11 protein-coding genes, 2 rRNA genes and 1 riboswitch (1 of these 14 only partly in view) are annotated in these 13,783 nt (G+C 66.1%); of the genes, 1 reads left to right on the top strand and 12 read right to left on the bottom strand.

The window, feature by feature from the left end; all coding sequences use genetic code 11:
* Window positions 1-123: 123 nt before the first annotated feature.
* Window positions 124-219, bottom strand: a riboswitch (glycine riboswitch).
* Window positions 220-333: 114 nt separating this feature from the next.
* Window positions 334-705, top strand: a complete 372-nt coding sequence (locus tag OHT77_RS37155) for a PRC-barrel domain-containing protein (protein ID WP_328832730.1) — start codon at window positions 334-336, stop codon at window positions 703-705.
* Here OHT77_RS37155 and OHT77_RS37150 read toward each other — a convergent pair.
* The 12 genes from OHT77_RS37150 to OHT77_RS37095 form a co-directional block, all read right to left on the bottom strand.
* Window positions 627-2,306 (bottom strand): DNA polymerase IV, encoded by a 1,680-nt coding sequence (locus OHT77_RS37150; RefSeq protein WP_405879371.1) that lies wholly within the window; start codon window positions 2,304-2,306, stop codon window positions 627-629. The two genes, OHT77_RS37155 and OHT77_RS37150, sit on opposite strands and share 79 nt — an antisense overlap.
* Before the next feature lie 57 nt (window positions 2,307-2,363).
* On the bottom strand, window positions 2,364-3,008 hold the full coding sequence (locus tag OHT77_RS37145) for a MerR family transcriptional regulator (RefSeq protein WP_327405541.1): 645 nt from the start codon (window positions 3,006-3,008) through the stop codon (window positions 2,364-2,366).
* Window positions 3,009-3,223: 215 nt separating this feature from the next.
* A complete protein-coding gene (locus tag OHT77_RS37140) occupies window positions 3,224-3,697 on the bottom strand; it encodes a bifunctional nuclease family protein (protein WP_006123076.1) in 474 nt (157 codons plus the stop codon).
* A gap of 85 nt (window positions 3,698-3,782) precedes the next feature.
* Window positions 3,783-4,520 (bottom strand): transcriptional regulator FtsR, encoded by a 738-nt coding sequence (ftsR, locus tag OHT77_RS37135; RefSeq protein WP_328832729.1) that lies wholly within the window; start codon window positions 4,518-4,520, stop codon window positions 3,783-3,785.
* A 43-nt stretch (window positions 4,521-4,563) separates the two neighbouring features.
* Window positions 4,564-5,445, bottom strand: coding sequence for an FHA domain-containing protein (locus OHT77_RS37130; RefSeq protein WP_328832728.1), 882 nt, complete (start codon window positions 5,443-5,445; stop codon window positions 4,564-4,566).
* Window positions 5,446-5,506: 61 nt separating this feature from the next.
* A complete protein-coding gene (locus OHT77_RS37125; RefSeq protein WP_328834446.1) occupies window positions 5,507-6,343 on the bottom strand; it encodes a DUF881 domain-containing protein in 837 nt (278 codons plus the stop codon).
* A gap of 5 nt (window positions 6,344-6,348) precedes the next feature.
* Window positions 6,349-6,681 carry a small basic family protein gene (locus OHT77_RS37120; RefSeq protein WP_019059351.1) on the bottom strand — a complete coding sequence of 111 codons (333 nt, stop codon included), beginning with the start codon at window positions 6,679-6,681 and terminating at the stop codon, window positions 6,349-6,351.
* The gene (locus OHT77_RS37115) at window positions 6,678-7,514 is read right to left on the bottom strand and encodes a DUF881 domain-containing protein (RefSeq protein WP_328832727.1); all 837 of its coding nucleotides are present in this window, start codon (window positions 7,512-7,514) and stop codon (window positions 6,678-6,680) included. Before OHT77_RS37115 ends, OHT77_RS37120 begins: the two co-directional genes overlap by 4 nt.
* Window positions 7,515-7,681: 167 nt before the next feature.
* Window positions 7,682-10,177 carry a mannose-1-phosphate guanyltransferase gene (locus tag OHT77_RS37110; protein ID WP_328832726.1) on the bottom strand — a complete coding sequence of 832 codons (2,496 nt, stop codon included), beginning with the start codon at window positions 10,175-10,177 and terminating at the stop codon, window positions 7,682-7,684.
* A 115-nt stretch (window positions 10,178-10,292) separates the two neighbouring features.
* Window positions 10,293-10,901, bottom strand: a complete 609-nt coding sequence (locus tag OHT77_RS37105; RefSeq protein ID WP_266766841.1) for a CDP-alcohol phosphatidyltransferase family protein — start codon at window positions 10,899-10,901, stop codon at window positions 10,293-10,295.
* 110 nt (window positions 10,902-11,011) lie between these two features.
* Window positions 11,012-11,128 (bottom strand): 5S ribosomal RNA (gene rrf / locus OHT77_RS37100).
* A 91-nt stretch (window positions 11,129-11,219) separates the two neighbouring features.
* Window positions 11,220-13,783, bottom strand: a 23S ribosomal RNA gene (locus OHT77_RS37095) (it continues 559 nt past the right edge of the window).

Genomic DNA, 13,783 nt, shown 5'->3' with positions numbered 1-13,783 from the left:
GGACGGCCTCCCCCTCTGTCATCTCGACCTGAGAGCTTCACCGGGCATCCCGAAGGCACCCGGCTTTCACCGTCGGTGAGAGCGGGAGCCGTCGTCGGCACCCGCCCTGCTTTCCAGAGTGACCTCGTCCGTGCGGTACGTGAGCCTGAGAGATTCCGGGGAGGAGTTGCTCCTTCGGCGCCTCCGATGAAGTCTGGAGGACTCTCCCGCACGGGGTCAGCAGCCGCTGGCCAGCCTACCAGCGAGCACTGGAGCCCGGCTTTCGAGTGGCCACCGGCCTGAATGTGCTCTTTTGTAGTGTCTACGGATGAGTTGCGACCAGGAGGAGGGCCCGTGCAGACCGATATCGATCCGCGCAACCTGATCGGCCGCAAGGCGTTCGACCGCACCGGCGCCAAGATCGGCACGATCGACGAGGTCTACCTCGACGACGCGACCGGCGTGCCGGAGTGGGCGGCCATACGCACCGGCCTGTTCTCCAGAGACGCCTTCGTCCCCCTGGAGCCGAGCAAGCTGATCGAGGGCACGCTCCACATCCCCTTCGACCGCGCCCTGATCAAGGACGCCCCCGACTTCGGCGTCGGCCGCCACCTCTCCCCGGACCAGGAACTCCAGCTCTACCACCACTACGGCCTCGACGTGGCCCCGCCTCCGTCGCTTCCGGACCACGACTTCGGCAAGCTGGCGGGCTCGGAGGACAGTTGAGGCAGCCCGGCTGACGGGTCGTCGCCGGGTCTTCGAGTCTCCGGGGCTGCCGACGCGGCGGGCGGGGCATGAGGGTCCGGCGCCGTCGACTGCGTCGGACCGTCCGGCGTGACGTCGGCAGGCCGTGCGTCCGCGGACAGCGACTCGGCCTCCGCAATGCCGAGGCCGGGCTCCACCGAGGGCGGCAGCTCCGCCGACCGTTCGCCCGTTCCCCGTGCCGTCAAGGGATACGGCGTCGGCAGGAGCCCGGCCGCCCCGCCCTCCACCTCCCGCGTCACCAAAGGCAACGGCTCCGCCGGCTCCAGCTCCGGATCATCGGTCCGGAACGTCCGCACGCGCCCCGGCCCCGGATCCTCCGGCGTCTCAAACCGCACGGTGACCCGCCCCAGCCCGCTGCCCTGCACCCACCCGTGCCCGAACCCGGCGTGCCGCACGTCGTGTCCCGCGGGCCAGCGCCGCTCCACCGGGGCCGCCGGCTGCTCGCCGGGCGCCTCCGTGTGCTCCTCCTCGAGCAGATCGACCTGCTCCCCGGCCGCCTGCGCGAACAGGTCCTCCTGCGTGTAGTCGGCGAGCCCGGAGACACCCACCCCGAGCAGCCGCACCCCGCCCGTGGTGTCCACGGAGTCCAGCAGCCGGGCCGCGGCTTCCCGCACCACCCCCGGGTCGTCGGTGGGCCCGCGCAGCGTCTCGGACCGGGTCAGCGTCGAGAAGTCGTACCGCCGCACCTTCAGCACGATGGTCCGCCCGGACAGCCCGGCCGCCCGCAGCCGCCGTACGCACCGGTCGGCGAGCCGCTGGACCTCGAGTCCGACCCTGGTCCGGTCGTGGATGTCGACGTCGTAGGTGTCCTCGACCGACACCGACTTGGTCTCCCGCTCGGCCACCACGGGCCGCTCGTCGTGGGCCAGCGCCATCGCGTACAGCCCGTGCCCGTGCGCCTTGCCGACCAGCCGTACGAGCTCGTCCTCGCCCGCCTCGGCGATCTCGTCGACCGTGGTGATCCCGGCCCGCCGCAGATGGTCACCCGTCGCGGGCCCGACCCCCGGCAGTGTGCGCACCGACAGCGGTCCCAGCAGCGCCCGCTCGGTCCCCGGCTCGATCATCACCAGACCGTCGGGCTTGGCCCGCTCGGAGGCGATCTTCGCGATCATCTTGGAGGCGGCGAGTCCCACCGACCCGGTGAGCCCCGTGACCGCCCGTATGTCCGCCCGCAGGCGCTCGCCCGTCAGCTGGGCCGACTCGGCGTCCCAGGCCGCTCCCCCGGCCTCCAGGTCCACGAACGCCTCGTCCAGGCTCAGCGGCTCCACCAGCGGCGACAGCGCCCGCAGCAGCGCCATCACCTGTTCGCTGATCGACCGGTAGAACCCGAAGCGCGGCACCAGATACGCGGCGTTCGGCGCGAGCCGCCGCGCCTGGGCCATGGGCATCGCCGAATTCACCCCGAAGACCCGCGCCTCGTACGACGCGGTGGCCACCACCCCGCGCGGCCCGAGCCCGCCCACCACGACGGCCTTCCCACGCAGGCTCGGCTTGGACGCCTGCTCCGCCGAGGCGAAGAAGGCATCCATGTCGAGATGCAGGATCGTGGGCGCGGTTCTCACATCTCCGATGCTGCCCTACGCCACTGACAATGCCCCGCCACGGCTCCCGCCGGGCCCTCAGACGGCCCGGTTGCGCCGCCTGGCCAGCTCGTCCGCGGGGTTGGACCCGACGAGCGTCTCGCCGGTGTCGACGCGCTCCCCGTGCAGCTGCGACAGGGCGCTCTCGACATCCCGCCACACGACCCCCACGGCGATGCCGAAGACCCCCTGGCCGCCCTGGAGCAGCGCGTGGACCTCGTCCGGGGAGGTGCACTCGTAGACCGTGGCGCCGTCGCTCATGAGCGTCATGCGCTCCAGATCGCGGAAGCCGCACTCCCTGAGGTGCAGGACGGCGCTGCGGATGTTCTGCAGCGACACCCCCGTGTCGAGGAACCGCTTGACGATCTTCAGGACGACGACGTCCCGGAAGCTGTAGAGCCGCTGCGTCCCCGACCCGTGTGCGGGCCGCACGCTGGGCTCGACGAGCCCGGTGCGCGCCCAGTAGTCCAGTTGCCGATAGGTGATGCCGGCCGCCGCACAGGCCGTCGGGCCCCGGTAGCCGATCTCCTCGGACGCCATGGACGTCGCCCCTCCGCTGCTCGGCACTGCCGCCGGCCGCTGCGGAATGCGATCGGCCGTACTGCCGTGAAGCGGGTACGGACCTCTGTCCCCGAAACTGCGTTCCGGGGCACCCCCAGCCGTACCGTCGCCGCTGCTTCTCACGCCGACCTCCGTCCTTGACCTGCCTTCTCGACGGTAGGCAGTCACCAGGGGTGCGTCAACGATCGCCACACTCGGCACGCCGAGTGATAATCACCCAAGGAGTGGTTTCCCGTGTCCCACCGCGGGGAAAGGCTAGCCGAATGCGCTCGCGGAGGGCCGCAGGACGCTCTCACACGCCGGTGGCAAATGCCAGCATTTTCTGACCGGCCCTCTGCTCACTGGCTGTTGGTGCCGAAGTCCTCGGGCGAGATCTGGTCGAGGAACTCACGGAACTTCTCCACCTCGTCCTCCTGCTCGTCCGGGATCGCGATGCCCGCGTCGTCGAGCACACCGTCACTGCCGTAGATCGGCGTGCCGGTGCGCAGGGCGAGCGCTATGGCGTCGGACGGGCGGGCGCTCACCTCGACGCCGCTGGCGAAGACCAGCTCCGCATAGAAGACGCCCTCCCGCAGATCCGTGATGCGCACTTCGGTCAGCTCCTGGCCGACGGCCTCCAGCACGTCCTTGAACAGGTCGTGGGTCAGCGGTCGTGCGGGGGCCATGCCCTGCTGCGCGAAGGCGATCGCCGTCGCCTCCCCGGGCCCGATCCAGATGGGGAGGTAGCGGTCGCCTCCCACTTCACGCAGGAGCACGATCGGTTGGTTGGAGGGCATTTCGACCCGGACACCTACGACATCGAGCTCGTTCACACAGCAACCCTAGGCCGTGCTCGGGACGTTTGGGTAGTCGGGCCGAGAACGGGTGACCGATCAGGCAGCCGTGGAACCGCCCGTCTCAGGGCAGCCGGACGCCGAGCGCGGTCTGCACCAGGGCCGCGTGCAGCTTCACCGTGAGCCCGGCCAGCTCCTTCGTACGGGCCTCCGCGTGCGCCCTGGTCTGCGGATTGCGGTGGCGCTTGAGCGGGGCCACCACCTGGTCGACGAGCCCGGCCTCACGGTCGGCGGCGGCCTTCATGACGCGCAGATGGCGCGGCTCGATCCCGAACCGCCCGAGCTCAAGGACAAGTCCGGCCACGGTGACGGCTTCCGCGTCGTACACGCCGTCCGGCAGCGGGGCGATGAGTCCGTACGACTCCCACTCCTCGAGCTCCTGCTCGCCGATCCCGGCGGCGGCCATCAGCTCGGCCCGGCCGATACGGGCGGCGGTGGGCCCCTCCACGGGCTCCAGGGCGGCCTCTCCGTCCCGCTGGCGCCCCACGGTGGGCAGGGGCGCCGCCTCGCCGCGCGCCATGGCATCGAGGTGCTCGCGGATCACCTTGAGCGGCAGATAGTGGTCCCGCTGCATCCTCAGGACGTGGCCGAGGCGCTCTACGTCGGCGGGGCTGAACTTGCGGTACCCGGAGGGGGTCCGCTGGGGCTCGATGAGGCCCTCGGACTCCAGGAACCGGATCTTGGAGATGGTGACTTCGGGGAACTCGTCACGCAGCACGGTCAGCACCGTGCCGATGCTCATCAGGCCAGTGTCCGCGGCGGCGGTACCGTGTCCGGCACCGCCGCTCGGTGTTTCAAGCATGGACCTTCCTGGGGGAATCCCCCGGACCCAGTCCGAGGGAGGGTCAGTAACCCCGCTGGCTCGCGTAGAACACCAGCCGGTACTTGCCGATCTGCACCTCGTCACCGTTCGCCAGCGGGACCGAGTCGATGCGCTCGCGGTTGACGTACGTGCCGTTGAGGCTGCCGACGTCGGCGACCGTGAACGAACCGTCCGGAGAGCGCCGGAACTCCACGTGCCGGCGCGAGACCGTCACGTCGTCCAGGAAGATGTCGCTCTGCGGATGACGGCCGGCCGTGGTCAGCTCGCCGTCCAGCAGGAAGCGGCTGCCCGAGTTGGGACCGCGACGGACCACCAGCAGCGCCGAGCCCAACGGCAGGGCGTCGACGGCGGCCTGCGCCTCCGGGGAGAGCGTGGGCATCTGCGTCTGCCCGGTCACTTCGGCGTCGTAGGCCTCGAGACCGGAGATGGAGATCGTGGAGGTCGTCTCGGACGGACGCTCCGGGGTCGCGCCGGGACGCAACGGCGCACCGCAGTTGGAGCAGAAGCGGCTGTTCTCCGCGTTGCGGTTACCGCACCTCGTACACACCAGGGCCGACATAGGGGAAAACCCTCCACCCGTACTTGAGGTTGACGGTTGCCCGAAACCTATGTCGCCGGACTGCGCAGGGTCAACCGACGACGCGCCCTGGCCCGCGACCTGGTCACGGAACAGCGGGCGCTGGCCTTCTGCGTCCGGTTGTGCGCGGTGGCGAGCGGTCTGACTGTCGCTGGCCTCTTTCGCACTCTTGCCGAACAACTTCGCAAACAACTTCACGGGCGATTCCCCTTGACCGAAACAGACCCGCCCGTGGGGCAGGACGAACCCTGATTGAACACACCGGTTGACCCGGACATCCTCACAACGTCCGTATCCACCAGACAGTTTCCACCACGCACCACCCAATCGGTGCGTCGACCCCCCGCAACCTCATGCCCTCGCCTGACGGTCCCCATGCACCCCCGGTTCACCGGGAGGACGACCGAGCGTAGTCAGGCTGCTTCGCGGCCCGCAAGGCATCCACGACGATCTTGGCCGACCGCCCGACGGTAACGGTGGCCTGCTCCTTCTCGAGAGTCTGCACCACGCCTCCAGGGATGTTGAGCGCCGGTTCGAGGTCCTGCGGCTTGCCGATGACCTTGAAACGATACGGGGCGTTGATCTTGTTCCCGTCGACGCTCACGCTCTTGTCGGAGTCCGACAGATACGTGTTCGCCACGACCCGCACACCGTTCACCTGGATCGCCTCCGCGCCGGCCGCGCGCAGCTCCTGGATCGCGTCGAGCAGCATGTCCGCCTCGACCGTTCCCTTCGTGTCGTCGATGGTCATCGTGATGCCGGGTCCCTGCGCGGCCACGGTGCCCGCCAGAATGCCGAGTTGCTTCTCCTTCTCGGCCGTCTGCTTGCGGGCCTCCTCGGCCTGGTCGGAGCTGTTCTCCAGCTCGTCGCGCTGTTTCTGCAGACCCTGCTTCTCGTCCTCAAGACGCTGAGTACGGTCATCCAGTTCATCGAGAATGCGAACGAGATCTTCCTGACGTGCCCCACGGAGCGCGCTGTCGCTGTTGCTGTTGGACGCGACCTGCACGGCCAGCCCGAAACCGAGGCCGAACAGCAGCACGGCGACGATGAGTTGGGCCCGGCTCACACGCGGCGGCCACAGCCCCTGCACCAGCCGCTGCCGACCGGTCACCCCGGACGCGGCCCGCTCCCCCGGAACCGGCGCCTCCGAGGAAGCGGACGCCGTCACCTCCTCGGGCAGTTCCCTGCGCAGCCGGTGTTCGGGCCGCTCGTCTTCGTGGCTCATCGACGTCACGCCCGGAAGACGTGCCGGCGAATGGCCGCCGCGTTGGAGAAGATCCGGATGCCGAGGACGACCACGACACCCGTCGACAGCTGGGCGCCGACGCCCAACTTGTCGCCCAGGAACACGATCAGGGCGGCCACGACCACGTTCGACAGGAACGACACCACGAAGACCTTGTCGTCGAAGATCCCGTCGAGCATGGCCCGCAGCCCGCCGAAGACGGCGTCGAGCGCCGCGACCACGGCGATCGGCAGATAGGGCTCCACCACCACCGGCACCTCAGGCCGGACCAGGATTCCGGCCACCACTCCCACGATGAGGCCCAGTACGGCGATCACGATGTGCCCTTCTCAGTTCTCGGCTGTGCTGTACGTACGATCACACTCGGCGCGGCGGGCAGCCGGAGATCACTCTCGACGGCGATGGTCGCCCTGATGCCGTAGGTGTCCTCCAGGGCGTGCAGATACAGCCCGTCGGCACCGTTCTGGAACTTGCTGCTCAGCCGTTGGCCGTCCCCCACCGCGAGCACCGTGTAGGGCGGCACCAGTGGCTTGTTGTCGACCAGTATCGCGTCGCCCGCTGCCCTGATCGCGGAGAGCGCCGTCAGCCGCTGTCCGTTGATGGAGACCGCCTCGGCGCCCGCCGCCCACAGTCCGTTCACGACGCGCTGCATGTCGCGGTCGCGCACCCGGCCGGTGTCGGAGAAGTCCGCGGTCTCACGCGGGTTGTCGCCACCGCCGCTGCTGGCTTCCTTCGCGTCATTGACGACGAGCCGCACACCGGGGCCGTGCACCGCGGTGGCACCGGAGAGCATGCTCACCAGGTCGGCCTGCCCGCTGCCACCGCTCGTCTTCAGCGCCGCCCGCTGCCGTGCGCTCACGTCGTCCCGGAGCGTGTCGACGGACCCTTCCAGCTTGTCCGCCGACTTGGTCTCCTTGTCGATACGGTCGATCAGCTCCTGGCGTTCCTTGGCCACCACCGGGGCGGCCACCCGCGCCTGTGCCGCACCCACGGTCACGACAAGCGCCGCCAGCACCAGGCCGGCGGCGAGACCGAGCTTCGATCGGAGGGTCTTCGGCATGCCACTCGCGCCAGCGGCCTTCTTCCGGGCGGCGGCCTCGGCGTAACCGTCGTCGAGGCTGTGGTCCATGACGTTGGTGAGCAGCGACATGGACGCGTCCGGCCGCGAAGGGCGCGTGGGTGTGCTCCGAACGGGGGGCTGCTGCGGCATGCCGCACATCGTCGCACGTGGTGGCCTGTACCTCCGAATGGCCCCACCGACGTGCCGGACAGGCCCCCTTGGGGGCACATGTCCGGCACGCGCGCGTGCTCCGTGTTTTACCGTCCGGCGCTGTCCACGACCGCCGACCACTCGTCCAACAGGGCCTGCGCGGAGGCGTCGTCGGGCCCTTCGGCCCACAGATGCGTGACCGCCTCGGCGACGTCGGGCAGCACCATCACCCAGCGCCCGTCGGTCTCGACGACCCGTACACCGTCCGTCGTGTCGACGAAGCGATCGCCGGCCGCCTCGACGACCCGCCGCATCACAAGTCCCTTGACGGCCCAGGGAGTCGCCAGGTCCCGCTTGAGGACATGCGCCCGCGGAATCCGGGCGTCGATCTGGCTCAGCGTCAACTGCGTCCGCGCCACCAGCCCGATGAGCCGCACGAACGCCGCCGCGCCGTCGAAGACACTGCTGAACTCCGGAATGATGAACCCGGCCTTGCCGTCCCCGCCGAAGATGGTCGTCTCGTCGCGCCCGACCCTGGTCAGGTCGTCCGGCGAGGTCGTCGTCCACTCGACCTGGGTCCCGTGATACGCCGCCACCTGCTCGGCGATCCTCGTGGTGGTCACCGGGAGCGCCACCCGCCCGCTGCGCCGCTCCGCGGCCACCAGGTCGAGCATCACCAGCAGGGCCCGGTCGTCCTCGACGATCCGCCCCTTCTCGTCGACGAGCGACAGCCGCTCACCGACCGGGTCGAACCGCACTCCGAACGCCGCCCGCGCGGAGGCCACGATCTCGCCGAGCCGCACCAGCCCCGACCGCCGCGTGTCCGCGGTCTCCGTCGGCCTGGACTCGTCGAGCCCGGGATTGATCGTCAGCGAGTCCACTCCGAGCTTGCCCAGCAGGCTGGGCAGCACGAGCCCGGCGCTGCCGTTCGACGCGTCCACCACGACCTTGAGGCCGGATTCGGCGATCCCGGTCGTGTCGACGTTCCGCAGCAGAGACCCGGTGTACGAGTCGAAGACGCTGGCCGGGAAGTGCAGGTCCCCGATCTCACCGGGGAACGCACGCCGGTACTCCTGTCGCGCGAACACCCGGTCCAGCTTGCGCTGACTGCCCTGCGAGAGGTCGGCGCCCTCGCTGTCGAAGAACATGATGTCGACGGAGTCCGGCACCCCGGGTGTGGTCCGGATCATGATCCCGCCGGCACTGCCCCGAGCGGTCTGCTGCCGGGCCACGGGCAGCGGCACGTTCTCCAGGTCCCGTACGTCGATGGCGCTCGTCTGCAGGGCGGAGATCACCGCCCGCTTGAGCGCACGGGCGCCTCGGGAGTGGTCACGGGCCGTGGTGACCGTGGACCCCTTCTTGAGCGTCGTGGCGTAGGCACCGGCGAGGCGTACGACCAGTTCCGGTGTGATCTCCACGTTCAGGATTCCGGAGACACCGCGCGCTCCGAAGAGATGCGCCTGCCCTCTGGACTCCCAGATCACCGACGTGTTGACGAAGGCGCCGGCTTCGATCGTCTTGAACGGGTAGACCCGCACATTGCCCTGCACGATCGATTCTTCACCAATGAGGCACTCGTCACCGATGACGGCGCCGTCCTCGATCCGCGCGGCACGCATGATGTCGGTGTTCTTTCCGACGACGCAGCCCCGCAGATTGCTGTGCTGGCCGACGTACACGTTGTCGTGGACGACGGCCCGGTGCAGGAAAGCCCCGGACTTCACGACGACGTTGGAACCGATGACCGTGTGTTCGCGGATTTCGGCACCGGACTCGACCTTGGCGTAGTCACCGATGTACAGCGGCCCGCGGAGAACCGCGTCCGGGTGCACCTCGGCACCCTCGGCCACCCACACGCCCGGCGACAGCTCGAAGCCGTCGATCTCGACGTCGACCTTGCCCTCCAGGACATCGGCCTGCGCCTTCACATAGCTCTCGTGGGTGCCGACGTCTTCCCAGTAGCCCTCGGCGATAAAGCCGTAGACCGGCTTGCCTTCCTTCATCAGCTGCGGGAAGACATCGCCGGACCAGTCGACCGGAACATCGGCCTCGACATAGTCGAAGACCTCGGGCTCCATCACGTAGATGCCCGTGTTCACGGTGTCCGAGAAGACCTGACCCCAGGTCGGCTTCTCGAGGAACCGCTCGACCTTTCCCTCTTCGTCGACGATGGTGATGCCGAATTCCAGCGGATTGGGCACCCGGGTCAGACAGACAGTGACCAGAGCGCCTTTTTCCTTGTGGAAATTGATCAGTTCGGTGAGGTCGAAGTCGGTCAGGGCATCACCGGAGATGACGAGGAAGGCATCGTCCTTCAACGCCTCTTCAGCGTTCTTGACGCTTCCGGCGGTACCGAGTGGCTTCTCCTCATTGGCATACGAGAGCTCCATCCCGAGCTCTTCGCCATCACCGAAGTAGTTCTTGACCAGCGAGGCCAGGAACTGCACGGTGACTACGGTCTCATTGAGCCCATGCCTTTTGAGCAGCCTGAGCACGTGCTCCATGATCGGTCGATTGACCACGGGCAACAGTGGCTTGGGCATGCTTGAGGTCATGGGGCGAAGGCGTGTGCCTTCGCCTCCGGCCATCACTACGGCCTTCATGTCGGAAGCGTCCTCCTCTGCGAGACGACGGTCTAGCCGACTTCACCAGTCCTGATTGTCCCGCACTTTTGTGCAACGGGCCATCGAGCGACTGTTACCGCCCCAATCGGCAAGGTCAGTCGGCCATGGCGTCCGCACGCAGTAGGCGGCGGACTTGTACCACGTACAGCACTCCTGCCCACCAATAGAGCGTTGTACCCCATCCTGCGAACGCCCATCCGAAAATCGCTGCGAGTGAGGGCAGCCATCCACTTCCGTCACTGAGCAGCAGCAACGGGAAGGCGTACATCAGGTTGAACGTGGCGGCCTTGCCGAGGAAGTTCACCTGCAGCGGCGGATAGCCGTGGCGCCGGAGGATGCCCACCACGACCAGCAGGACCAGCTCACGCGCCAGCAGCACGGCCGTCAGCCAGATTGGCAGGATCTCGCGCCAGGTGAGCCCGACGAGAGTCGAGAGGATGTAGAGCCGGTCCGCGGCAGGATCAAGAAGCCGGCCGAGACTGCTGATCTGGTTCCAGCGCCGCGCGAGCTTCCCGTCCAGGTAGTCGCTGATCCCGCTGAACATCAGCACCAGGAGCGCCCAGCCGTCGCTCTTGGGGCCGCCGAACTCGGGCCTGAGGATCAACCACAGGAAGATGGGTACGCCGACCAGGCGCGCCATGCTGAGGATGTTCGGGATGGTGAGCACCCGGTCTGTCTGGACGCGGGTCTCCTGGACCTCCACCCGGGGGCCTCCTGTGGGAAAACGTGCCGATGATTCCCCCGAACCTTACCCCAACGCAAAAAAGCTCTGGCTCTTGGGCTGCATGCCCAAGAGCCAGAGCTCTAAAAGGAGTTCGGCGGCGTCCTACTCTCCCACAGGGTCCCCCCTGCAGTACCATCGGCGCTGTAAGGCTTAGCTTCCGGGTTCGGAATGTAACCGGGCGTTTCCCTCACGCTATGACCACCGAAACACTATGAAACAGACAACCGCACCATCACCGTGACCATGGCAATGGGGTTGTTCGTGGTTTCAGAACCAACACAGTGGACGCGAGCAACTGAGGACAAGCCCTCGGCCTATTAGTACCGGTCACCTCCACCCATTACTGGGCTTCCAGATCCGGCCTATCAACCCAGTCGTCTACTGGGAGCCTTAACCCCTCAAGGGGGTGGGAACACTCATCTCGAAGCAGGCTTCCCGCTTAGATGCTTTCAGCGGTTATCCCTCCCGAACGTAGCCAACCAGCCATGCCCTTGGCAGAACAACTGGCACACCAGAGGTTCGTCCGTCCCGGTCCTCTCGTACTAGGGACAGCCCTTCTCAATGTTCCTGCGCGCGCAGCGGATAGGGACCGAACTGTCTCACGACGTTCTAAACCCAGCTCGCGTACCGCTTTAATGGGCGAACAGCCCAACCCTTGGGACCGACTCCAGCCCCAGGATGCGACGAGCCGACATCGAGGTGCCAAACCATCCCGTCGATATGGACTCTTGGGGAAGATCAGCCTGTTATCCCCGGGGTACCTTTTATCCGTTGAGCGACGGCGCTTCCACAAGCCACCGCCGGATCACTAGTCCCGACTTTCGTCCCTGCTCGACCCGTCGGTCTCACAGTCAAGCTCCCTTGTGCACTTACACTCAACACCTGATTGCCAACCAGGCTGAGGGAACCTTTGGGCGCCTCCGTTACTCTTTAGGAGGCAACCGCCCCAGTTAAACTACCCATCAGACACTGTCCCTGATCCGGATCACGGACCCAGGTTAGACATCCAGCACGACCAGACTGGTATTTCAACGACGACTCCACCCACACTGGCGTGTGAACTTCACAGTCTCCCAGCTATCCTACACAAGCCGAACCGAACACCAATATCAAACTGTAGTAAAGGTCCCGGGGTCTTTCCGTCCTGCTGCGCGAAACGAGCATCTTTACTCGTAGTGCAATTTCACCGGGCCTATGGTTGAGACAGTCGAGAAGTCGTTACGCCATTCGTGCAGGTCGGAACTTACCCGACAAGGAATTTCGCTACCTTAGGATGGTTATAGTTACCACCGCCGTTTACTGGCGCTTAAGTTCTCAGCTTCGCCACCCCGAAGAGTGACTAACCGGTCCCCTTAACGTTCCAGCACCGGGCAGGCGTCAGTCCGTATACATCGCCTTACGGCTTCGCACGGACCTGTGTTTTTAGTAAACAGTCGCTTCTCGCTGGTCTCTGCGGCCACCCCCAGCTCATGAAGTAAATTCAATCACCGGTGATGGCCCCCCTTCTCCCGAAGTTACGGGGGCATTTTGCCGAGTTCCTTAACCATAGTTCACCCGAACGCCTCGGTATTCTCTACCTGACCACCTGAGTCGGTTTAGGGTACGGGCCGCCATGAAACTCGCTAGAGGCTTTTCTCGACAGCATAGGATCATCCACTTCACCACAATCGGCTCGGCATCAGGTCTCAGACTATGTGTGATCCGGATTTGCCTAGACCACGTCCTACACCCTTACCCCGGGACAACCACCGCCCGGGATGGACTACCTTCCTGCGTCACCCCATCACTCACCTACTAACCGCTTGGGCCGGCGGCTCCACCACTTTCCATTCCCCGAAGGGTCCGGAACGGCTTCACGGCCTTAGCATCACGATGCTCGATGTTTGACGCTTCACAGCGGGTACCGGAATATCAACCGGTTATCCATCGACTACGCCTGTCGGCCTCGCCTTAGGTCCCGACTTACCCTGGGCAGATCAGCTTGACCCAGGAACCCTTAGTCAATCGGCGCACACGTTTCTCACGTGTGTATCGCTACTCATGCCTGCATTCTCACTCGTGAACCGTCCACCACTAGCTTCCGCTGCAGCTTCACCCGGCACACGACGCTCCCCTACCCATCCATACACCCGTTGGGGCTGTTGCATGAATGACACGACTTCGGCGGTACGCTTGAGCCCCGCTACATTGTCGGCGCGGAATCACTAGACCAGTGAGCTATTACGCACTCTTTCAAGGGTGGCTGCTTCTAAGCCAACTTCCTGGTTGTCTCTGCGACTCCACATCCTTTCCCACTTAGCGTACGCTTAGGGGCCTTAGTCGATGCTCTGGGCTGTTTCCCTCTCGACCATGGAGCTTATCCCCCACAGTCTCACTGCCGTGCTCTCACTTACCGGCATTCGGAGTTTGGCTAAGGTCAGTAACCCGGTAGGGCCCATCGCCTATCCAGTGCTCTACCTCCGGCAAGAAACACACGACGCTGCACCTAAATGCATTTCGGGGAGAACCAGCTATCACGGAGTTTGATTGGCCTTTCACCCCTAACCACAGGTCATCCCCCAGGTTTTCAACCCTGGTGGGTTCGGTCCTCCACGAAGTCTTACCTCCGCTTCAACCTGCCCATGGCTAGATCACTCCGCTTCGGGTCTTGAGCGCGCTACTAAATCGCCCTATTCGGACTCGCTTTCGCTACGGCTTCCCCACACGGGTTAACCTCGCAACACACCGCAAACTCGCAGGCTCATTCTTCAAAAGGCACGCAGTCACGACGCATTGAGTAAACTCAATGCGCGACGCTCCCACGGCTTGTAGGCACACGGTTTCAGGTACTATTTCACTCCGCTCCCGCGGTACTTTTCACC

This window comes from Streptomyces sp. NBC_00252 (assembly GCF_036187565.1).
GTDB lineage: Bacteria > Actinomycetota > Actinomycetes > Streptomycetales > Streptomycetaceae > Streptomyces.
Note: the sequence above shows the minus strand (reverse complement) of the source record. Positions and strands in the feature narration are given on the sequence as shown.

Bases quoted from the DNA above. Each gene is read 5' to 3' on its own strand.
- ftsR (WP_328832729.1), bottom strand. From the start codon at position 4,520: ATGCTTGAAACACCGAGCGGCGGTGCCGGACACGGTACCGCCGCCGCG.
- OHT77_RS37115 (WP_328832727.1), bottom strand. From the start codon at position 7,514: ATGTCGCTGCTCACCAACGTCATGGACCACAGCCTCGACGACGGTTAC.
- OHT77_RS37125 (WP_328834446.1), bottom strand. From the start codon at position 6,343: ATGAGCCACGAAGACGAGCGGCCCGAACACCGGCTGCGCAGGGAACTG.
- OHT77_RS37110 (WP_328832726.1), bottom strand. From the start codon at position 10,177: ATGAAGGCCGTAGTGATGGCCGGAGGCGAAGGCACACGCCTTCGCCCC.